We start from the raw sequence: 20,982 nt of genomic DNA, 5'->3' as shown, positions 1-20,982 counted from the left end.
AGTTGTCCCTCACACCTGTTGCAGCACCCCCCGCCCCGCACTTGACTCGTTGTTCGCGGAACCTGCGGGAAAGCCGCAGTACGCCCACGCGCGCGCGGGAGAGGTGCCCACGATGCTTTCGGCCAAGAGTCTGTTCCAGGAGATCCTCGACAACGACGAGTCCTTCGCCCTGTTCTGCTCCATCGCCGCGAGCGGCGAGACCCAGGGCGGCTGGGAGAACGCCCGCATCGCCGCGCTCGTGCCCGAGGCCGAGCGCGACCTCGCCCCCAAGATCAGCCGGCACGGCGCCGACGAGGACAAACACGGCCGGATCTTCAACGCCCTGATGAAGAAGCGCGGACTCGACCCCGTCCCGGTCCCGCCGGAGACCGACTACACCATGCTCCTGGAGAAGAACGGCATCGGCCTCGCGCACGAGCAGCTGAACCGCGACGAGCGGCTCACGGTCCAGGACATCGTCACCTACCTCTCGCACAGCAGGGTCACCGAGCAGCGCGCCTCGGAACAGATGGACCTGCTGCGCAAGCACTTCGCCGACCACCCCGACATCGGCCGCGCGGTCAAGCAGATCTCCAACGACGAGGACAACCACCTCGCCTACTGCCACGAGGAACTGCTGCGCTTCGCCTACGCGGGCCACGGCAGGGTCATCCAGCGCACCCTGCGCGAGTGCGCGCTGGCCGAGATCCGGATCTACCGCGACGTCAGCCTCGCCGTCATGGCGCACATGGGCCGCATCCTCGGCTGGTCCAAGGCCAAGTCGGCGGTGCTCGCGGCGGGCATCCACGCGGTGTACGCCTACGAACGCATGGGCGGCTGGCGCCGGATGGTGTCGCTGACGACACCCGAGCGCCGCAACGCCCTCGGCGGTCCCGCGACCCCGGAGCCCGAGTTCGCCTGAGCCGGTCCGGTTACAGCCACCCCCGGCGCTTGAACAACCGGAAGACCATCAACTCCAGGACGGCCATCAGGGCGATCAGCGCCGGATAGGACCAGACCCAGCGCAGCTCGGGCATGTGGTCGAAGTTCATGCCGTAGATCCCCGCGAGCATCGTGGGGATCGCGGCCATGGCCGCCCACGCGGAGATCTTCCGCATGTCGTCGTTCTGCCGGACGCTCATCTGCGCCAGGTGCGCCGAGAGGATGTCCGACACCAGCCGGTCCAGGTTCTCCACGGAGTCGTTCACACGCGTCAGGTGGTCGCTGACGTCGCGGAAGAACGGCCGGGCCCGGTCGTCCACGAACGGCACGGCCACACCGGACGACGCCGTCCCCGCCAGCCGGCTCATCGGCGGGGCCAGCGGCCCGGTCGCCCGGCGGAACTCCAGGACCTGCCGCTTGAAGTCGTAGATCCGGGACGCCGTGTTCCGTGAGCCCCCGCCGTCCGGCGAGAACACCTCCGCCTCCAGGCCCTCCAGGTCGGTCTGCAACTCGGTCGCCACGTCCAGGTAGTGGTCGACGGTCGCGTCGGCGACCGCGTACAGCACGGCCGTGGGGCCCTTGCCGAGCAGCTCCGGCTCGTGCTCCAGCCGGTGCCGTACGGCCTTGAGCGGTGAGCCCTCGCCGTGCCGGACGGTCACCACGAACGAGTCACCCAGGAAGATCATGATCTCGCCGGAGGAGACGGTGTCGCTCTGCGGCTCGTACGCCACCGGCTTCAGCACCACGAACAGAGAGTCGTCGTACACCTCCAGCTTGGGCCGCTGGTGGGCCTTCAGGGCGTCCTCGACGGCCAGCGGGTGCAGCCCGAACTCCCGGGTCACATGGTCGAACTCGGCCTCCGTCGGCTCGTGCAGCCCGATCCACACGAACCCGCCCGCCGTGCGGGCCTCACCCAGGGCGTCGGAGAGGTCCTCGGGCCCCTCCGACCGCTGTCCGTCGCGGTAGATGGCACAGTCGACGATCACGAAGCGAGTCTCCCGTCACTCGAACGACACCGCACGCGCGCGTGCGCCTACGCTGGAGCGCATGCCCACGCTGATCCTGGTCAGGCACGGACGCTCCACCGCCAACACCGAGGGACTCCTCGCCGGCTGGACGCCCGGCGTCGCCCTCGACGAGCGCGGCGCCGCCCAGGCCGCCGCGCTCCCCGGGCGGCTGGCCGAACTGCCCCTCGCCGAAATCGTCACCAGCCCGCTCCAGCGCTGCCAGGAAACCCTCCGGCCGCTGCTTCAGGCCCGGCCGGACCTGAGCCCGCACACCGACGAGCGCATCGGAGAGTGCCACTACGGAGACTGGTCCGGACGCAAGCTCGCCGAGCTCAAGGACGAGCCCCTGATGGAGGTGGTGCAGGCTCATCCGTCCGCGGCGGCGTTCCCCGGCGGGGAGTCCATGCGGGCCATGCAGACGCGCGCCGCCGAGGCCGTACGCGAGTGGAACGCGCGCGTGGAGCGCGACCACGGCGCCGACGCCGTCTACCTCATGTGCTCGCACGGCGACATCATCAAGTCGCTCGTCGCCGACGCACTCGGACTTCACTTGGACCTCTTCCAGCGGATTTCCGTTGAACCGTGTTCCATCACCGCGATCCGCTACACACGACTGCGACCGTTTCTCGTCCGCCTCGGTGACACGGGCGACTTCACGTCCCTGGCGCCGCGCGAGGAACCGCCGGGCGGCGAGGCCGAAGTCGGGGGTGGTGCGGGCGCACCGTGATCGTTCGCCGCAGTAGGGTGAAGCGGTCGCAGCAGTGCCGTGCTCACACGGTTCCCACGATCCCCATGGAGACAGGACGTGTCCCGTCAGGTGTTCCTCTACGACCATCCGGAGCGTTTCGTGGCCGGTACGGTCGGACTGCCCGGGCGCCGCTCGTTCTTCCTCCAGGCCACCGCAGGCTCCCGGGTGACCAGCGTGGCCCTGGAGAAGACGCAGGTCGCAGCGCTCGCCGAACGCATGGACGAACTGCTCGACGAGGTCGTACGCCGTAGCGGCGGCAGCGCCCACGTCCCCGCCGTCGCGCCGTCGGACACCGACACGGCGCCGCTGGACACCCCCATCGAGGAGGAGTTCCGGGTCGGCACCATGGCGCTGGCCTGGGACGGCGACGAGCAGCTCATGATCGTCGAGGCGCAGGCGCTCGTGGAGCTCGACGCGGAGTCCGAGGAGGACCTCGCCGAGGCCGAGGAGCGGCTGCTCCAGGACGAGGAGAACGGGCCGCCGATGCTGCGGGTCCGGCTCACCGGCACGCAGGCCCGGGCCTTCGCCAAGCGCGCCCTCGACGTCGTCAACGCCGGGCGGCCGCCGTGCCCGCTGTGCAGCCTCCCGCTCGACCCGGAAGGACACGTATGTCCGCGCCAGAACGGATACCGCCGCGGAGCGTGACGCCCCCACCGGACGCCGCCGGGCTGCTCGCCCGCGGTGAACTGACCGTACGCGGACGCATCCGTGAGGCCTCCAACGCGGCCCTGTACTGCACGGTGTCCTACGACGGCCAGGAGGCGGCCTGCATCTACAAGCCGGTCGCGGGGGAGCGGCCGCTGTGGGACTTCCCCGACGGGACGCTGGCCCAGCGCGAGGTCGCCGCGTACGAGGTCTCCGAGGCCACCGGCTGGGGCCTCGTGCCGGCCACCGTGCTGCGCGAGGGTCCCTACGGCGAGGGCATGTGCCAGCTGTGGGTCGAGGTGACGCCCGAGGCGGAACTGCTCGCCCTGGTCGACGGCGAGGAGCCCGAGCCGGGCTGGAAGGCGATCGGCTTCGCCGAGGTCGGCGAGGGGCGCACCGCGCTGCTCGTGCACGCCGACGACGAACGGCTGCGGCGGCTCGCGGTCCTCGACGCGGTCATCAACAACGCCGACCGCAAGGGCGGGCACCTGCTGCCCACCGGCGGAGGACGGCTGTACGGCATCGACCACGGGGTCACGTTCAACGCCGAGAACAAACTGCGGACCCTGCTGTGGGGCTGGGCGGGGGAGGCCCTCACCGAGGAGGCCGTCGGCGTCCTCGAAGGCCTCAGGAAGGGGTTGGCCGAGGGCGGTCCGCTCGCCGCGCGGCTCGAACCGCTGATCACCGGCGCCGAGATCGACGCCACCCGCGCACGCGTCGGCGCCCTGCTCGCCTCGGGGACCCACCCGGAGCCGAGCGGTGAGTGGCCGGCGATTCCCTGGCCGCCCGTGTAGCAGCACAGGCACCCGGAACACCGCAAGAACGCCTTCTCGGCCGTGTGGCCCGCTCCCATTCGTATATGGAACTTCAGTCCGGTTAGGCTCATGGCATGCATGCCTGGCCCGCTTCCGAGGTCCCCGCCCTGCCTGGTCAGGGCCGCGACCTGAGGATCCACGACACCGCGACCGGCGGTCTTGTCACCCTCGACCCCGGTCCCGTCGCCCGTATCTACGTCTGTGGCATCACCCCGTACGACGCCACGCACCTGGGACACGCGGCGACCTACAACGCGTTCGACCTCGTGCAGCGCGTGTGGCTCGACACCAAGCGGCAGGTTCACTACGTCCAGAACGTCACCGACGTCGACGACCCGCTCCTGGAGCGGGCGCAGCGCGACGGCCTCGACTGGGCCGCGCTCGCCGAGAAGGAGACGGCCCTCTTCCGCGAGGACATGACGGCCCTGCGGATGCTGCCGCCGCGGCAGTACATAGGCGCCGTCGAGGCCATACCCGGGATCGTCCCGCTCGTCGAGCGGCTCCGGGACATGGGCGCGGCCTACGAACTGGAGGGGGACGTCTACTTCTCCGTCGAGTCCGACCCGCACTTCGGCAAGGTCTCGAACCTCGACGCCGCGGCGATGCGGCTGCTGTCCGCCGAGCGCGGCGGCGACCCCGACCGCCCCGGTAAGAAGAACCCGCTCGACCCGATGCTGTGGATGGCGGCCCGCGCGGGCGAGCCCAGCTGGGACGGCGGATCGCTCGGGCGCGGACGGCCCGGCTGGCACATCGAGTGCGTGGCCATCGCCCTCGACCACCTCGGCATGGGCTTCGACATCCAGGGCGGCGGCTCCGACCTCGCCTTCCCGCACCACGAGATGGGCGCCTCGCACGCCCAGGCCCTCACCGGCGAGTTCCCCATGGCCAAGGCGTACGTGCACGCCGGCATGGTCGCCCTGGACGGCGAGAAGATGTCCAAGTCCAAGGGCAACCTGGTCTTCGTCTCCAAGCTCCGGCACGACGGCGTCGACCCGGCCGCCATCCGGCTCGCGCTGCTCGCCCACCACTACCGCGCCGACTGGGAGTACACCGACCAGGTCCTCCAGGACGCCGTCGAGCGGCTCGGCCGCTGGCGGGCCGCCGTGTCCCGGCCCGACGGGCCGCCGGCGGAGGCGCTCGTCGACGAGATCCGCGAAGCCCTCGCCGCCGACCTGGACGCGCCGGCCGCGCTCACCGCGGTCGACCGCTGGGTCGCGCTCCAGGTGCGGAGCGGCGGTACGGACATCGGCGCGCCCGGGGTGGTCTCCCGGGCGGTGGACGCGCTGCTGGGTGTAGCGCTGTAGCCAGAGCGAGAAGTACGCAGAGGGGCGTCTCCCGGCCGGGAGACGCCCCTCTTGGCTGTTTGCTGCCGTGTCCTCAGTCGTCCGACGACTCGTCGTCGTCCGTGCCCGGCTTCGGCGGCTTGGGCGGGCGGGTGCGGCCGCTGGGGTTGTCCCGCAGGTACGACGTGCTGTCGCTGCCGTCCGCCGTGGCGTGACCGCCCGGCGCGGGCGGTCCGCCGCCGTCGTGGCGCCGCAGATAGCGCTCGAACTCCCGGGCGATGGCCTCGCCGGACGCCTCCGGCAACTCGGCGGTGTCCCGGGCCTCCTCCAGCGACTGGACGTACTCGGCCACCTCGCTGTCCTCGGCGGCCAGCTGGTCCACGCCGACCTGCCAGGCGCGCGCGTCCTCGGGCAGCTCGCCCAGCGGGATGCGCACGTCGATCAGGTCCTCCAGGCGGTTCAGCAGGGCCAGCGTGGCCTTCGGGTTCGGCGGCTGCGACACGTAGTGCGGCACCGCCGCCCAGAGCGACACGGCCGGGACGCCCGCGTGCGTGCACGCCTCCTGGAGGACGCCGACGATGCCCGTGGGGCCCTCGTACTTGGTCTCCTCCAGATCCATGCGGCGGGCCAGGTCCGGGTCGGACGTGGTGCCGCTGATCGGGACCGGACGGGTGTGCGGGGTGTCGCCGAGCAGGGCGCCCAGGACGACCACCAGTTCCACGCCCAGTTCGTGCGCGAAGCCGAGCAGTTCGTTGCAGAACGACCGCCACCGCATGGACGGTTCGATGCCCCTCACGAGGACGAGGTCGCGCGGCTTCTCGCCGCCGACCCGGACCACCGACAGCCTGGTCGTGGGCCAGGTGATCTTGCGGACGCCCGCTTCCAGGAACACCGTGGGGCGGTTCACCTGGAAGTCGTAGTAGTCCTCGGCGTCCAGCGCCGCGAAGACCTCGCCCTTCCATTCCCTGTCCAGATGCGCGACCGCGGTGGAGGCGGCGTCGCCGGCGTCGTTCCAGCCCTCGAACGCGGCCACCATGACCGGGTCGACCAGCTCGGGAACCCCCTCGAGCTCGATCACCCAGCGCCTCCTTCCGACGTGCCCTCGCTTGACCACCCAACCTTACGGCGTGCCGCGGGGGCGCCCGCAGCCCCCTTGCAGGGGGAGTGCCCCCATCACTGCCCCGCGATCCGCCCCTGAACACCCCGGATTCATCCGAGCGGTCCGTGAGGCCCTGGTCACAGCGTGGAGCGCAGCCACTGCTCCACACTCGCGATGTGCACGGTCGCCCACGAACGGGCCGCCTCGGCGTCCCGGTCGCGCAGCGCGGCGAGGATCGCACGGTGCTCGCGCAGGGTGCGGGCCACGGCGTCCTCCTGCGTGAGGCCGCGCCAGATCCGGGCCCGGGTGGTGGGGCCCGACAGCCCGTCGAGCAGCGAGCACAGCACGGAGTTGCCCGAGCTGTGCACGATGCCCCGGTGGAACTCCAGGTCGCAGGCGACCAGATCCTCCACCGACGGGGCCTCACCGAGCTTGTCCAGCTGGGCCGTCAGCGCGTCCAGCTGCTGCTCGCTGATCCGCACGGCCGCCATCGCGGTCGCGGCCGGCTCGAGGATGCGGCGCACGGCGAGGAATTCCAGGACCGTGTCGTCGCGGTGGAAGTCGACGACGAAGCTCAGCGCCTCCAGCAGGAGTTGCGGGTCGAGGCTGGTGACGTACGTGCCGTCGCCCTGCCGTACGTCCAGGATCCGGATCAGTGACAGGGCACGCACGGCCTCCCGCAGGGAGTTGCGGGACAGCCCGAGGTCGGCGGCGAGTTCGCTCTCCTTGGGCAGCCGGTCGCCCGGGCGCAGCGCGCCGGAGACGATCATTCCCTTGATCTTCTCGATCGCCTCGTCGGTGACTGCCATGGCCGGCCTCCCAGTGCGTTCAAGACCTCCGACGTATCAGGTCATTATGCGGGCGCGGGAACGCGGAAGGGGCGGCTCCGTCGGCGTGGAACCGCCCCTTCCGGATCATGGATCCCCCGGACCCGCGCCTACTTCTTGTCGAGCAGGTCCTGCACCTTGGCGCGGACGTCGTCCGTGGCGAGGCCGCGGATCGTCAGCGTCGTGCGGCGGCGCAGCACGTCGTCCTGCGTCTCGGCCCACTCGTGGTCCCGGGCCCAGACGACCTGTGCCCAGATCTCCGGGGCGTCGGGGTGGACGCGCTCGGCGAGCTCGGGGCTCTCGTTGGCCATGCGGGCGATGTCGAAGGCCAGCGAGCCGTAGTGCGTGGCCAGGTGCTTGGCCGTGTCGGCCGCCATGCGCGGGCCGGGCGCCGGCCGGTCGGTGAGCAGCCGGTGGGCGACCGCGCGCGGGTTGGCGATGCCGGGCAGCGGCAGCTTCTTCGGCAGCGCGCTGATCGGCTCGAAGTCGTCGCCCAGCGGGTGGCCCGGCAGCGTCTCCAGCTTCTTCATGATCGTGCGGCCGATGTGCCGGAAGGTGGTCCACTTCCCGCCCGCGATGGACAGCATGCCGCCCCGCCCCTCGGTCACCACCGTCTCGCGCTTGGCCTTGGCGGTGTCGCCGGGGCCGCCCGGCAGCACCCGCAGACCGGCGAAGGAGTACGTGATGAGGTCGCGGCTGAGCTGCTGGTCGCGGACCGAGAAGGCGGCCTCGTCGAGGATCTGGGATATGTCCTGCTCGGTGACCGAGACGTCCGCCGGGTCACCCTCGAACACCTCGTCGGTGGTGCCGAGCAGCAGCATGTCCTCCCAGGGGAGGGCGAAGGTGATGCGGTACTTGTCGATCGGGGTGGCGAGCGCGGCCTTCCAGGGGGAGGTGCGCTTGAGGACCAGGTGCGCGCCCTTCGACAGGCGGATGGACGGCGCCGCGTTCGGGTCCTCCATCTTGCGCAGGTGGTCGACCCACGGACCGGTCGCGTTGAGCACCAGCCGGGCGCTGACGCCGAACTCGTCGCCGGACAGGCGGTCCTTCAGGTCGGCGCCGGTGACACGGCCCTGCGTGAAGCGCAGGCCCGTCACCTCGGCGTGATTCAGGACGACCGCACCCGCCTCGACGGCCCCGCGGACCGTCATCAGCGCCATGCGGGCGTCGTTCATCTGGTCGTCGCCGTAGACGGCCACGGCCTTGAGATTCTCGGTGCGCAGCTCGGGCACGTCCTGCGCGGCCTTGGCCGGCGACAGCAGGTGCCCGACGCCGTCACCGAACGCGGAGAGCGCGGAGTAGGCGAAGACGCCCGCGCCGAGCTTCGCCGCGCCGTGCGGCCCGCCCTTGTACACGGGGAGGTAGAACGTGAGCGGGTTCGCCAGGTGGGGAGCCACCTGGCGGGAGACCGCACGGCGCTCGAAGTGGTTCTCCGCCACCAGCTTCACCGCGCCGGTCTGCAGGTAGCGCAGACCGCCGTGGAGGAGCTTGGAGGAGGCGGAGGACGTGGCGCCGGCGAAGTCACCGGCGTCCACCAGAGCCACCCTGAGGCCGGACTGCGCGGCGTGCCAGGCGGTGGAGATGCCCAGGATGCCGCCGCCGATCACGAGAAGGTCGTACGACGCCTTGGAGAGCTGCTCCCTGGTCTCGGCTCGGCTCGGGTTCGAGCCGGAGGCCGGGTGCGTCCCCAGGGCAGGCACGGACTGCAGGGTGGACTTGGTGGTCATGCTGTTTCTTACTCCTCGTCCTCGAGCCAGCCCATGGTCCGCTCGACGGCCTTGAGCCAGTTCTTGTACTCACGGGCGCGGGTCTCCGCGTCCATGCGGGGGGTCCACTCGGCGGCCCGCCGCCAGTTGGCGCGCAGGTCGTCGGTGCTGTTCCAGAAGCCGACGGCGAGGCCGGCGGCGTAGGCGGCGCCGAGGCAGGTGGTCTCGGCGACCATCGGGCGCACCACGGGGGCGTCCACGAAGTCGGCGAGGGTCTGCATCAGCAGGTTGTTGGAGGTCATGCCGCCGTCGACCTTCAGGGCGGCCAGCTCCACGCCGGAGTCCTTCGTCATGGCGTCGGCGATCTCCCGCGTCTGCCAGGCGGTCGCCTCCAGGACGGCGCGCGCGAGGTGCGCCTTGGTGACGTACCGGGTCAGGCCGGCGATCACACCGCGGGCGTCGGAGCGCCAGTACGGGGCGAACAGCCCGGAGAAGGCCGGCACGAAGTAGGCGCCGCCGTTGTCCTCGACCGACAGGGCGAGGGTCTCGATCTCGGCAGCGGTGGAGATGAGGCCCATCTGGTCGCGCATCCACTGCACCAGCGAACCGGTGACCGCGATCGAGCCCTCCAGGGCGTAGACCGTCTTCTGGTCGCCGATCTTGTAGCCGACGGTGGTCAGCAGGCCGCTGTAGGAGTTGATGATCTTGTCACCGGTGTTCATCACCATGAAGGTGCCGGTGCCGTAGGTCGACTTGGTCTCGCCCTCGGCGAAACAGGTCTGGCCGAACAGGGCCGCCTGCTGGTCGCCGAGCGCCGAGGCGACCGGGATGCCGCCGAGCAGGTCGCCCAGCTTCCCGCCGGTGATCTCGCCGTAGACCTCGGCGGAGGAGCGGATCTCGGGCAGGATCTGCTGCGGGACGCCGATGGACTCGCAGATCTTGTCGTCCCACTGCATGGTGTGCAGGTTCATGAGCATCGTGCGCGAGGCGTTGGTGACGTCCGTGACGTGCTTGCCGCCGTTGACACCACCGGTCAGGTTCCAGATGACCCAGGTGTCCATGGTGCCGAAGAGGATGTCGCCCGCCTCGGCGCGCTCCTTCAGGCCGTCGACGTTGTCGAGCAGCCAGCGGGCCTTGGGGCCGGCGAAGTAGGAGGCCAGGGGCAGGCCCGTCTCGCGGCGGAAGCGGTCCTGGCCGACGTTGCGGCCGAGCTCGCGGCAGAGGGCGTCGGTGCGGGTGTCCTGCCACACGATGGCGTTGTGGACGGGCTCACCGGTGTTCTTGTCCCACAGCACGGTCGTCTCGCGCTGGTTGGTGATGCCGATGGCCTTGATGTCGTCACGGGTGATGCCGGCCTTGGCGATCGCTCCGGCCACGACCTCCTGGACATTCGTCCAGATCTCGGTGGCGTTGTGCTCGACCCAGCCCGGCTTCGGGAAGATCTGCTCGTGCTCCTTCTGGTCGACGGAGACGATGCGGCCGTCCCGGTCGAAGACGATGCAGCGGCTGGAGGTGGTGCCCTGGTCGATGGCGGCGATGAAGGGGCCGGCGGTGTGCGCGTCGGTCACTGTGTCTCCTGGAAAGTTCCGTGTTTATGGGGCTTTACGTACGGCGCGTGCCGAGAGTTTCGCGAAGCGGCGGTAAATGCCGCTCCTAGGCGAACGCGACGTTGTAGATGCCTGCGGCGATGGCCCCGCCGATGAGCGGGCCGACCACCGGAACCCAGGCGTAGCCCCAGTCGGAGCCGCCCTTGTTGGGCAGCGGCAGCAGGGCGTGCACGATGCGCGGACCGAGGTCACGGGCCGGGTTGATCGCGTACCCCGTCGGACCGCCGAGGGACAGGCCGATGGAGACCACGACGAGCGCGGTGATCAGGGCGCCCAGGTTGCCCAGGCCGTTGCCCTTGTCGTTCAGGCCCTGGGTGAGCACGGCGAGCACCAGCACGATGGTGCCGATGACCTCCGTGGCGATGTTCTGCCAGGCGACACGGACCTCGGGGCCGGTGGAGAAGACGCCCAGCACGGGGCCGGCGCCCTTCTCCCGGGCCTCGACGGCCTTGGCCGTGTCCTGCGCACCCGGACCGCCGACTATCTCGCGGTCGGTGAGGTGGGCGTGGAACTGACCGTAGTAAGCGATCCAGACCAGAGCGGCACCGATCATGGCGCCCAGGATCTGACCGGCCCAGTAGACCGGGACGTTCTTCCAGTCGCCGTCCTTGATCGCGAGGGCGAGGGTGACGGCCGGGTTCAGATGGGCGCCGGAGAGCGGCGCCGAGGTGTAGACGGCCGTGAGCACCGCGAAGCCCCACCCGAAGGTGATGGCGAGCCAGCCGGCGTTACGAGCCTTGGAGGCCTTCAGCGTGACGGCGGCACAGACGCCGCCGCCGAGGAGGATGAGTATGGCGGTACCGATGGTCTCGCCGATGAAGATGTCGGAGCTGGACACCCGCGACTCCTTTGTCCTACGTCCAGGGAAGTTCGATACCGGCCTGGCGTTGTCACACTCTAGCGCGTATTGCCGGTAGCTGTTCGACAATGTCGACCGATGGACGGGAGTCTTGCTTCGGCGTTACGAGCACGTCAAGGGCTGTGTTGTCGAAAATACGATCGTTACTGATCGCTGCGGTCCCAAGGATCTTTGCCGCAGGTGAGCGCGGACATGCCGAGGACCGGAACGCCGTACGGCGCCCCGGTCCGCTCGTGTGCCGTCAGAACCGCCCGGCGCCCAGGTCCCGCGAGACCGCGCGGGCGCAGTCCCGCACCGCCGCGATCAGCTCCGGCCGCAGCGCTCCCTCTTCGTCGGACCGGCACAGCCGCTCCACGGCGCCGGTGATGCCGACCGAGCCGACCGGCATGCGCCGCCGGTCGTGGATGGGGGCGGCGAGGGACGCCACGCCCTCCCAGGTCTCCTCCACGTCCGCCGCGTACCCCCGCGCGCGCGTGACGTCGAGGATGTGCTCGAAGCCCTCCGGCTCGCACACGGTCCGGTCGGTGAACGCCTTGCGGTCGGCCTCCAGCGCCTCGCTGTGCGCCACCGGGTCGTAGGCGGACAGCACCTTGCCCAGGGCCGTGGAGTGCAGCGGCTGCATGGCGCCGATCTCCAGCACCTGCCGGCTGTCGTCGGGCCGGAAGACGTGGTGCACGATCAGCACGCCCTGCTGGTGCAGGACGCCCAGATAGACGCTCTCGCCGCTGGAGCGGGCCAGGTCGTCGGTCCACACCAGGGCGCGCGCCCGCAGCTCGTGCACATCGAGGTAGGTGGTGCCCAGGCGCAGCAGCTCGGCGCCCAGCTGGTAGCGCCCGGAGGTGTCGTCCTGCTCCACGAAACCCTCCTGCTGGAGGGTGCGCAGGATGCCGTGGGCGGTGCCTTTGGCCAGGCCCAGCGACGAGGCGATGTCCGACAGGCCGAGCCGCCGCTCGCCGCCCGCGAGCAGCCGCAGCATCGCGGCCGCCCGTTCGAGCGACTGGATGTTCCGTGCCATCGCCGTACTGCCTCCGTCCCCTTCGACCGCCGACAAGCGGCACCACAGCCGTCGTTCGGCAATGTCGAACACTACCGGTCGATGTCGACCTCTCGCTAATGGCAGGACGCCATTTTTGCGCCACCGGTGGCCGATACGTCGCCCGGCCGCCCATCCGGCACCACCGGAGTCCGCCCCGTGGACGTGCTGCCCATCCAAGCCCACTCCCGGTTACGCTGGCGCGGTGCGCCCATCCCGGATGCCCTCCGGCTGTCCGGGAAGCCGCAAAGCCGACAGCCGTCGCATCCGAGGGAGCCCTTTTCATGGCCTCGTTGCCGCCGACCCCTTCCGCAGACAGCCGGGCCCGTGTGTCCGCGCTCCGAGAAGCCCTGGCCACCCGCGTGGTCGTGGCCGACGGAGCGATGGGCACCATGCTCCAGGCGCAGGACCCCACGCTCGAGGACTTCGAGAATCTCGAAGGCTGCAACGAGATCCTCAACCTGACGCGCCCGGACATCGTCCGTTCGGTCCACTCCGAGTACTTCGACGTCGGTGTGGACTGCGTGGAGACCAACACCTTCGGCGCCAACCTCACCGCCCTCGGCGAGTACGACATCCCCGAACGCGTCACCGAGCTGTCCGAGGCCGGTGCCCGGATCGCGCGCGAGGTGGCCGACGAGTTCACCCGCAGCACCGGGCAGCAGCGCTGGGTGCTCGGCTCGATGGGACCCGGCACCAAGCTGCCCACCCTCGGCCACACCACCTTCGGCGCCATCCGGGACGCCTACCAGCAGAACGCCGAGGGCCTGCTCGCCGGCGGCGCCGACGCGCTGCTCGTGGAGACCACCCAGGACCTGCTCCAGACCAAGGCCTCCGTCATCGCCGCCCGCCGGGCCATGGAGGCCACCGGCCAGTCCGTACCGCTGATCGTCTCCGTCACCGTCGAGACGACCGGGACCATGCTGCTCGGCTCCGAGATCGGCGCGGCCCTGACCGCGCTGGAGCCGCTCGGCATCGACATGATCGGCCTGAACTGCGCCACGGGCCCGGCCGAGATGAGCGAGCACCTGCGCTTCCTGTCCCGGCACTCGCGCATCCCGCTGTCCTGCATGCCGAACGCGGGCCTGCCGGTGCTGACCAAGGACGGCGCGCACTACCCGCTGACCGCGCCCGAGCTGGCCGAGGCGCAGGGCACCTTCGTCCGGGACTACGGTCTCTCCCTCGTCGGCGGCTGCTGCGGCACCACCCCCGAGCACCTGCGCCAGCTGGTCGAGCGCGTCCGGGACACCGCCCCGACCGAGCGCGCCCCGCAGCCCGAGCCGGGCGCGGCCTCCCTGTACCAGTCCGTGCCGTTCCGGCAGGACACCTCCTACCTGGCCATCGGCGAGCGCACCAACGCCAACGGCTCGAAGAAGTTCCGCGAGGCCATGCTGGACGCCCGCTGGGACGACTGCGTGGAGATGGCCCGCGACCAGATCCGCGAGGGCGCGCACATGCTCGACCTGTGCGTGGACTACGTCGGCCGCGACGGCGTCGCCGACATGGAGGAGCTGGCCGGCCGCTTCGCCACCGCCTCCACCCTGCCGATCGTGCTGGACTCCACCGAGGTCGACGTCATCCGGGCCGGCCTGGAGAAGCTCGGCGGCCGCGCGGTGATCAACTCGGTGAACTACGAGGACGGCGACGGCCCCGAGTCCCGCTTCGCCAAGGTCACGGCCCTGGCCGGGGAGCACGGTGCCGCCCTCATCGCGCTCACCATCGACGAGGAGGGCCAGGCCCGCACCGCCGAGAAGAAGGTCGAGATCGCCGAACGGCTCATCGAGGACCTGACCGGCAACTGGGGCATCCACGAGGAGGACATCCTCGTCGACTGCCTGACCTTCACCATCTGCACCGGCCAGGAGGAGTCCCGCAAGGACGGCATCGCCACCATCGAGGGCATCCGCGAGCTCAAGCGGCGCCACCCGAAGGTGCAGACCACGCTCGGCCTGTCCAACATCTCCTTCGGCCTCAACCCGGCCGCCCGCATCCTGCTGAACTCCGTCTTCCTCGACGAGTGCGTCAAGGCCGGACTGGACTCGGCGATCGTGCACGCGTCGAAGATCCTTCCGATCGCCCGCTTCAGCGAGGAGGAGGTCCAGACCGCCCTGGACCTCATCCACGACCGCCGCGCCGAGGGCTACGACCCGCTGCAGAAGCTCATGCAGCTGTTCGAGGGCGCCACCGCCAAGTCCCTCAAGGCCGGCAAGGCCGAGGAACTGGCCGCCCTGCCGCTGGACGAGCGCCTGAAGCGGCGCATCATCGACGGCGAGAAGAACGGCCTCGAGGCGGACCTCGACGCGGCCCTGACGGAGCGGCCCGCGCTCGACATCGTCAACGAGACCCTGCTGGACGGCATGAAGGTCGTCGGCGAACTGTTCGGCTCCGGCCAGATGCAGCTGCCGTTCGTCCTGCAGTCCGCCGAGGTCATGAAGACGGCCGTCGCCCACCTCGAACCCCACATGGAGAAGACCGACGAGGCCGGCAAGGGCACCATCGTGCTGGCCACCGTGCGCGGCGACGTGCACGACATCGGCAAGAACCTCGTCGACATCATCCTGTCCAACAACGGCTACAACGTCGTCAACCTCGGCATCAAGCAGCCGGTTTCCGCGATCCTGGAAGCCGCCGAGGAGCACAAGGCCGACGTCATCGGCATGTCCGGACTGCTGGTGAAGTCCACGGTGATCATGAAGGAGAACCTGGAGGAGCTCAACCAGCGCGGCCTGGCCTCCGGCTATCCGGTCATCCTGGGCGGCGCCGCCCTCACCCGCGCCTACGTCGAGCAGGACCTGCACGAGATCTACCAGGGCGAGGTCCGATACGCCCGCGACGCCTTCGAGGGCCTGCGCCTGATGGACGCCCTCATCGGCGTCAAGCGCGGCGTGCCCGGCGTGAAGCTCCCCGAGCTCAAGCAGCGCCGGGTCAGGGCCGCGGCCCCGGCCGCCACCGAGGAGCGCCCCGAGGAGGGGCACGTCCGCTCCGACGTCGCCACCGACAACCCCGTCCCCGAGCCGCCCTTCCGCGGCACCCGCGTCATCAAGGGCATCCAGCTCAAGGAGTACGCGAGCTGGCTCGACGAGGGCGCCCTGTTCAAGGGCCAGTGGGGTCTGAAGCAGGCCCGCACCGGCGAGGGCCCGTCCTACGAGGAGCTCGTCGAGAGCGAGGGCCGGCCCCGGCTGCGCGGCCTTCTGGACCGGCTCCAGACGGAGAACATGCTGGAGGCGGCCGTGGTCTACGGCTACTTCCCGTGCGTCTCCAAGGACGACGACCTGATCATCCTGGACGAGCAGGGCAACGAACGCACCCGCTTCACCTTCCCGCGCCAGCGCCGCGGCCGTCGCCTGTGCCTGGCCGACTACTTCCGCCCGGAGGAGTCCGGAGAGACCGACGTCGTCGGCCTCCAGGTCGTCACCGTCGGCTTGCGCATCGGCGAGGAGACCGCGCGGCTCTTCGAGGCCAACGCCTACCGCGACTACCTCGAACTGCACGGACTGTCCGTGCAGCTGGCCGAGGCGCTCGCCGAGTACTGGCACGCACGCGTGCGCTCCGAGCTCGGCTTCGCCGGCGAGGACCCCGACGAGATGCAGGGCATGTTCGAGCTGAAGTACCGGGGCGCCCGCTTCTCCCTCGGCTACGGCGCCTGCCCCAACCTGGAGGACCGGGCCAAGATCGCCGACCTGCTCGAACCGGAGCGCATCGGCGTCGAGCTGTCCGAGGAGTTCCAGCTGCACCCCGAGCAGTCCACGGACGCCATCGTGATCCACCACCCGGAGGCGAAGTACTTCAACGCCCGCTGAGCCTCAACGCCCGCTGAGCTCAACGTCCGCTGAGCCTCCCACCGGGCACACGGGCCAAAAGAGGCGCTTCGAGCGCGCACGACGTAGACTGGTCGGTCCACCGCAGGCCGGTTCCCCTCGTGGGAGCCGGCCTGAACGTCCCTCAAGGAGGTACGTGGATGACCAGTACGGTCCCCGCGCTCGGAACCCGCACAGCCGAAGGATCGGCCCTCCAAGCCGTGCTCCTCGACATGGACGGCACCCTGGTGGACACCGAGGGCTTCTGGTGGGACGTCGAGGTCGAGGTCTTCGCCTCCCTCGGTCACACACTCGACGAGTCCTGGCGGCACGTCGTGGTCGGCGGCCCCATGACCCGCAGCGCGGGCTTCCTCATCGAGGCCACCGGCGCCGACGTCCCCCTCGACGAGCTCACCGTGCTCCTGAACAACGGCTTCGAGGCCCGCATCGACCGCGCCCTGCCGCTGATGCCGGGCGCCGGACGGCTGCTCGCCGAGCTGTACGAGTACGAGATCCCCACCGCCCTCGTCTCCGCCTCCCACCGGCGCATCATCGACCGGGTGCTGACCTCGCTCGGTGCCCACCACTTCAGCCTGACGGTGGCCGGCGACGAGGTGCCGCGCACCAAGCCGCACCCCGACCCGTATCTGGCCGCCGCCTCCGGGCTCGGCGTGGACCCGGTCCGGTGTGCCGTCATCGAGGACACCGCGACGGGGGTCGCCGCGGCCGAGGCCGCAGGCTGCCAGGTCGTGGCCGTGCCCTCCGTGGCCCCCATCGCCCCGGCCCTGCGCCGCACGGTCGTGAGCTCCCTCGAAGAGGTCGACCTGACATTTCTGCACGGGCTGATGACGGAAATGCGCTAGGCGTTCACCCAGCGTGCAGCGGTGTTAGGGCGGTAATTCCGAAGGCGAATTCGGACCGCGACGGACGATCGAATTCCCGTACCTTCGAACCCGTTTACGCGTGTGACGTTCCCCACGCAGTCCGGGGTCGACAGTCGATCCGGCGTGTGCTGCGCACCCCCTCCAGGGGGCCGTGGGCGTGACCTTGTGTCCCGATTGATGGAACGCTGTACCAAAGCTTCCGCTGTCGGGCCTTCGGTCTGTCCACGCCCGGTTCCGCAGCGTGATGGGTGCTCAACTCCGGTGGCTGCGAACCCTCCTGCCGGCCCCGACTAATCTCGTCGCGAGAACATCGCCCCACCCCCGTGATCCGCTGCGCCACCCCTGCATGCCGGGTACACGGAGTCGACAGCTCTGGAGAAACTCGAGCATGAACCGCAAGACTTTGGTGCTGCCGGCCGTGATCGGCCTGCTCGCGCCGGTGCTCGCCGCCTGCGGCGGGTCCGACAGCGGGAGCGGCGACAGCGGCGCGATCGTCGTCGGCACCACGGACCGGTTCACCGCCTCGAAGGACGCCCCCGCGCCCCTCGATCCCGCCTACGCCTACGACGTCGGCACCTGGAACATCCTGCGCCAGACCGTGCAGACTCTGATGATCCAGCCGCGCGGCGAGGGCGAGCCCGTGCCGGAGGCCGCCGAGCGGTGCGGCTTCACCGACACCGGCAACGAGCGCTACGCCTGCACCCTGCGCGACGGCCTGACGTTCGCAGGCGGCAACGCTGTCACGGCGGCCGACGTGAAGTACTCCATCGACCGCGCCCGGTCCCTCAAGGCCGACAGTGGCGTGTTCGCGCTGCTGTCCACCATCGACACCGTCGAGACGCAGGGCGACCGCGAGGTCATCTTCCACCTGAAGACCGCCGACGCGACGTTCCCGTACAAGCTGTCGACCCCGGTCGCCGGCATCGTCGACCCCGACGACTACCCGAAGAACAAGCTGCGCGACGGCTTCGACCTGGAGGGTTCCGGCCCGTACACGCTCAAGGCCGACGTCGAGGACGGCGAGCTGGTCAAGGCCGAGTTCACCAAGAACCCCGACTACAAGGGGACCCTCAAGGTGAACAACGACAAGGTCGACATGGTCTCCTTCAAGGACGCCGACGCCATGGGCGAGGCGCTGGACAAGGGCGACATCGACCTGATGACCCGCGCCATGTCGCCGGATCAGATCCGCAAGCTCTCGGGCGACGCGGACACCGACGTCGACCTCGTCGAGATGCCCGGCCTCGAGATCCGCTACCTGGGCTTCAACACCGACGCCCCGACGGTGAAGTCCAAGGCCGTGCGCCAGGCCATGGCCCAGATCGTCAACCGCAGCGAACTGATCTCCAAGGTCTACGGCTCCCAGGCCGAGCCGCTGTACTCGCTGGTCCCGGCCAGCGTCACCGGCCACTCCAACTCGTTCTTCAACAAGTACGGCGAGCCGAACGTCACCAAGGCCCGTTCCCTGCTCAACCAGGCGAACATCACCACGCCCGTGAAGCTGACGCTGCACTACACGACCGACCACTACGGCCCGGCCACCAAGAAGGAGTTCGAGGTCCTGCGCGAGCAGCTGAACTCCAGCGGGCTGTTCGACGTCGACATCAAGGGCACTCCCTGGGACACGTTCCGCCCGGCCGAGAAGAAGGGCGAGTACGACGTCTACGGCATGGGCTGGTTCCCGGACTTCCCGGACGCCGACAACTTCCTGGCGCCGTTCCTCGACGCGGACAACACCCTCGGCTCGCCGTACGACAACAGCCGGATCCGCAACACCCTGATCCCGGAATCCCGCCGTGAGGCGGACCGGCTGTCCGCCTCCTCCAGCCTGACGGACATTCAGGACATCGTCGCCGGCGACGTGCCGGTGCTGCCGCTGTGGCAGGGCAAGCAGTACGTCGCCGCTCGCGACGACGTCACGGGTACCGCCTACGCGCTCAACTCCGCCTCGACGCTCCAGTTGTGGGAGCTCGGGCGGGGCGTGAGCGGCTGACGCACCCGCTGGATCCCCGGGGCCTGTGACCGCGGCCCCCGGGGAGCCGTGCCCCGGAGCCAGGGACATGCTCCGGGAGTTCTCGAGAACCGACGACAAGGCACACACGTGAAGATACGCAACCAGTGGCCGGTCCTGCCCATCGTGGCGGGCCTCGCCTCCGGACTGCTGACCGGCTGTGGCACGGAGAGTGGAGACTCCGCGGGGGACGGCTCCAACGTGGTGGTGGGGATGTCCGACGACGTCCTGGCCACCGACCCGGCCTCCGGCTACGACCCCGGCTCCTGGCTGTTGTTCAACAACGTCTTCCAGTCCCTGCTGAGCTTCCCCAAGGGCGCCACGGAACCGCAGCCCGAGGCGGCCGAGAACTGTGCGTTCACCGACACGCAGACCACGGTCTACACGTGCACGCTCAAGGACGGCCTCAAGTTCAGCAACGGTGACGAGCTCACCTCCGAGGACGTCAAGTTCTCCTTCGACCGTATGCTGAAGATCAACGACCCCGACGGGCCCGCGATCATGTTCCCCATGCTGGACAAGGTCGAGACGCCGGACGACAAGACGGTCGTCTTCCGCCTCAACACGGCCGACGCCACCTTCCCGAGCAAGATCGCCTCCGGCGCCGGCTCCATCGTCGACCATGGCCAGTACGACGCGGACGGGCTCCGCAAGGACGGCGAGGCGGTCGGCTCCGGCCCCTACAAGCTCGACTCGTTCGACGACGGCCAGGCGGTCTTCTCCGTCAACGAGAACTACAAGGGCACCGCCAAGGTGAACAACACCGGCGTGACGCTCAAGTTCTTCGACGGGGACCAGACGGCCCTGAAGCAGGCCATCCAGAACGGGGACGTCGACATCGCCTACCGCGGTCTCACCGCGGGCGACATCGCCGAGACCGAGAAGGCCGACGACGGCACCGGTGTCGAGGTCGTCGAGGGCAGCAGCGCCGAGGTCCAGCACCTGGTGTTCAACATGGACGACCCGGTCGCCGGCAAGCTCGGCGTCCGCAAGGCCATCGCCCACCTGCTCGACCGCGAAGCCCTCATCAAGGACGTCTACCAGGGCACCGCAACCCCGCTGTACTCGATCATCCCGGCCGGTATCGCGGGCCACAACACGGCCTTCTTCGACACCTACGGCGCCCGCCCGTCCAGGGCGAAGGCCCAGGCCGCGCTCCGCGAGGACGGCATCGACGGCAAGGTGAAGCTGACCCTCTGGTCGACCCCGTCCCGATACGGTCCCGCCACCGACCAGGAGCTGAACGCCATCGCCGGCCAGCTCAACGCCAGCGGACTGTTCGACGCCGACGTCAAGTCCGTCTCCTTCGGCCAGTACGAGAAGGACATCGCCGCCGGCAAGTACGGCGTCTACGTGAAGGGCTGGGTGCCCGACTACCCGGACGCCGACAACTTCACGGCCCCCTTCTTCGGCAAGGGCAACGTGCTGAGCAACAACTACGACAACGGCGCGATCACCGGTTCGCTCATCCCGCGCACCGCCGCCCTGACCAACCGGGCCGCCACGGACAAGGAGTTCGGGGAACTGCAGGACATCGTCGCCGACGAACTCCCCGTCCTGCCGGTGTGGCAGGCTAAGCAGTACGCGGTCGTCCGCGACGGCGTCTACGGCCTGGAGTACTGCCTCGACGCGTCGACGGTCTTCCGCTTCTGGGAGCTCAGCAAGGACGCCTGACGCACCGATGTGAAGAAGGGCGCCCCCCGCTCGGCGGGGGGCGCCCTTCTTCACATGCCGGCTCGC

At 70.0% G+C, this 20,982-nt stretch carries 16 protein-coding genes; 9 read left to right on the top strand and 7 right to left on the bottom strand.

Annotated elements, in window-relative coordinates:
• The first annotated feature begins 112 nt into the window (after positions 1–112).
• A complete protein-coding gene (locus tag IE153_RS10830) occupies positions 113–901 on the top strand; it encodes a ferritin-like domain-containing protein (protein ID WP_189589509.1) in 789 nt (262 codons plus the stop codon).
• Positions 902–911: 10 nt separating this feature from the next.
• Here the strand turns inward: IE153_RS10830 and corA are convergent, their stop codons facing one another.
• On the bottom strand, positions 912–1,907 hold the full coding sequence (corA, locus tag IE153_RS10825; protein WP_189589508.1) for a magnesium/cobalt transporter CorA: 996 nt from the start codon (positions 1,905–1,907) through the stop codon (positions 912–914).
• Between the two features lie 61 nt (positions 1,908–1,968).
• On the opposite strand from corA, the gene IE153_RS10820 reads away from it, so the two are divergent.
• The 4 genes from IE153_RS10820 to mshC all read left to right on the top strand — a co-directional run bounded on the left by IE153_RS10820 (position 1,969) and on the right by mshC (position 5,440).
• Entirely contained in the window at positions 1,969–2,655 is a 687-nt protein-coding gene (locus tag IE153_RS10820) for a histidine phosphatase family protein (protein ID WP_189589507.1), read from the top strand.
• A gap of 78 nt (positions 2,656–2,733) precedes the next feature.
• Positions 2,734–3,321 (top strand): DUF3090 domain-containing protein, encoded by a 588-nt coding sequence (locus IE153_RS10815; protein ID WP_031103749.1) that lies wholly within the window; start codon positions 2,734–2,736, stop codon positions 3,319–3,321.
• A complete protein-coding gene (locus IE153_RS10810) occupies positions 3,285–4,115 on the top strand; it encodes an SCO1664 family protein (protein ID WP_189589506.1) in 831 nt (276 codons plus the stop codon). The genes IE153_RS10815 and IE153_RS10810 overlap by 37 nt, the downstream gene beginning before the upstream one ends.
• Before the next feature lie 95 nt (positions 4,116–4,210).
• Positions 4,211–5,440: a cysteine--1-D-myo-inosityl 2-amino-2-deoxy-alpha-D-glucopyranoside ligase gene (gene mshC, locus IE153_RS10805; RefSeq protein ID WP_189589505.1), complete on the top strand. Its 1,230-nt coding sequence runs from the start codon at positions 4,211–4,213 to the stop codon at positions 5,438–5,440.
• Positions 5,441–5,513: 73 nt separating this feature from the next.
• Here mshC and IE153_RS10800 read toward each other — a convergent pair whose 3' ends face one another.
• From IE153_RS10800 to IE153_RS10775, 6 genes are all read right to left on the bottom strand, one after another.
• Complete coding sequence (locus IE153_RS10800) at positions 5,514–6,497, bottom strand: PAC2 family protein (RefSeq protein ID WP_189589504.1); 984 nt, start codon at positions 6,495–6,497, stop codon at positions 5,514–5,516.
• Between the two features lie 158 nt (positions 6,498–6,655).
• Positions 6,656–7,327 (bottom strand): FadR/GntR family transcriptional regulator, encoded by a 672-nt coding sequence (locus tag IE153_RS10795; protein WP_097215682.1) that lies wholly within the window; start codon positions 7,325–7,327, stop codon positions 6,656–6,658.
• A gap of 128 nt (positions 7,328–7,455) precedes the next feature.
• Positions 7,456–9,072, bottom strand: a complete 1,617-nt coding sequence (locus tag IE153_RS10790; RefSeq protein ID WP_189589503.1) for a glycerol-3-phosphate dehydrogenase/oxidase — start codon at positions 9,070–9,072, stop codon at positions 7,456–7,458.
• An 8-nt stretch (positions 9,073–9,080) separates the two neighbouring features.
• Positions 9,081–10,619: a glycerol kinase GlpK gene (gene glpK, locus IE153_RS10785; RefSeq protein WP_189589502.1), complete on the bottom strand. Its 1,539-nt coding sequence runs from the start codon at positions 10,617–10,619 to the stop codon at positions 9,081–9,083.
• A gap of 85 nt (positions 10,620–10,704) precedes the next feature.
• Positions 10,705–11,496, bottom strand: coding sequence for an MIP/aquaporin family protein (locus tag IE153_RS10780; RefSeq protein ID WP_189589501.1), 792 nt, complete (start codon positions 11,494–11,496; stop codon positions 10,705–10,707).
• 262 nt (positions 11,497–11,758) lie between these two features.
• Complete coding sequence (locus tag IE153_RS10775) at positions 11,759–12,532, bottom strand: IclR family transcriptional regulator (protein WP_189589500.1); 774 nt, start codon at positions 12,530–12,532, stop codon at positions 11,759–11,761.
• 302 nt (positions 12,533–12,834) lie between these two features.
• On the opposite strand from IE153_RS10775, the gene metH reads away from it, so the two are divergent.
• The 4 genes from metH (at position 12,835) to IE153_RS10755 (ending at position 20,916) form a co-directional block, all read left to right on the top strand.
• Entirely contained in the window at positions 12,835–16,350 is a 3,516-nt protein-coding gene (gene metH / locus IE153_RS10770) for a methionine synthase (protein WP_189589499.1), read from the top strand.
• Positions 16,351–16,508: 158 nt separating this feature from the next.
• The gene (locus IE153_RS10765) at positions 16,509–17,210 is read left to right on the top strand and encodes an HAD family hydrolase (RefSeq protein ID WP_189589498.1); all 702 of its coding nucleotides are present in this window, start codon (positions 16,509–16,511) and stop codon (positions 17,208–17,210) included.
• 409 nt (positions 17,211–17,619) lie between these two features.
• Positions 17,620–19,224 carry an ABC transporter substrate-binding protein gene (locus IE153_RS10760; protein ID WP_189589497.1) on the top strand — a complete coding sequence of 535 codons (1,605 nt, stop codon included), beginning with the start codon at positions 17,620–17,622 and terminating at the stop codon, positions 19,222–19,224.
• A 108-nt stretch (positions 19,225–19,332) separates the two neighbouring features.
• Positions 19,333–20,916, top strand: coding sequence for an ABC transporter substrate-binding protein (locus IE153_RS10755; protein WP_189589496.1), 1,584 nt, complete (start codon positions 19,333–19,335; stop codon positions 20,914–20,916).
• Positions 20,917–20,982: the final 66 nt, after the last annotated feature.

The organism is Streptomyces massasporeus, assembly GCF_014648995.1.
GTDB classification, from domain to species: domain Bacteria; phylum Actinomycetota; class Actinomycetes; order Streptomycetales; family Streptomycetaceae; genus Streptomyces; species Streptomyces massasporeus.
This window is presented reverse-complemented; position numbering and strand designations above follow the sequence as displayed.

What these genes read in the sequence shown, in the direction of transcription:
- IE153_RS10760 (WP_189589497.1), top strand. Translation starts at nt 17,620, where the DNA reads ATGAACCGCAAGACTTTGGTGCTGCCGGCCGTGATCGGCCTGCTCGCG.
- IE153_RS10795 (WP_097215682.1), bottom strand. Translation starts at nt 7,327, where the DNA reads ATGGCAGTCACCGACGAGGCGATCGAGAAGATCAAGGGAATGATCGTC.
- IE153_RS10765 (WP_189589498.1), top strand. Translation starts at nt 16,509, where the DNA reads ATGACCAGTACGGTCCCCGCGCTCGGAACCCGCACAGCCGAAGGATCG.
- IE153_RS10810 (WP_189589506.1), top strand. Translation starts at nt 3,285, where the DNA reads ATGTCCGCGCCAGAACGGATACCGCCGCGGAGCGTGACGCCCCCACCG.
- IE153_RS10820 (WP_189589507.1), top strand. Translation starts at nt 1,969, where the DNA reads ATGCCCACGCTGATCCTGGTCAGGCACGGACGCTCCACCGCCAACACC.
- mshC (WP_189589505.1), top strand. Translation starts at nt 4,211, where the DNA reads ATGCATGCCTGGCCCGCTTCCGAGGTCCCCGCCCTGCCTGGTCAGGGC.
- IE153_RS10775 (WP_189589500.1), bottom strand. Translation starts at nt 12,532, where the DNA reads ATGGCACGGAACATCCAGTCGCTCGAACGGGCGGCCGCGATGCTGCGG.
- IE153_RS10790 (WP_189589503.1), bottom strand. Translation starts at nt 9,072, where the DNA reads ATGACCACCAAGTCCACCCTGCAGTCCGTGCCTGCCCTGGGGACGCAC.
- IE153_RS10830 (WP_189589509.1), top strand. Translation starts at nt 113, where the DNA reads ATGCTTTCGGCCAAGAGTCTGTTCCAGGAGATCCTCGACAACGACGAG.
- metH (WP_189589499.1), top strand. Translation starts at nt 12,835, where the DNA reads ATGGCCTCGTTGCCGCCGACCCCTTCCGCAGACAGCCGGGCCCGTGTG.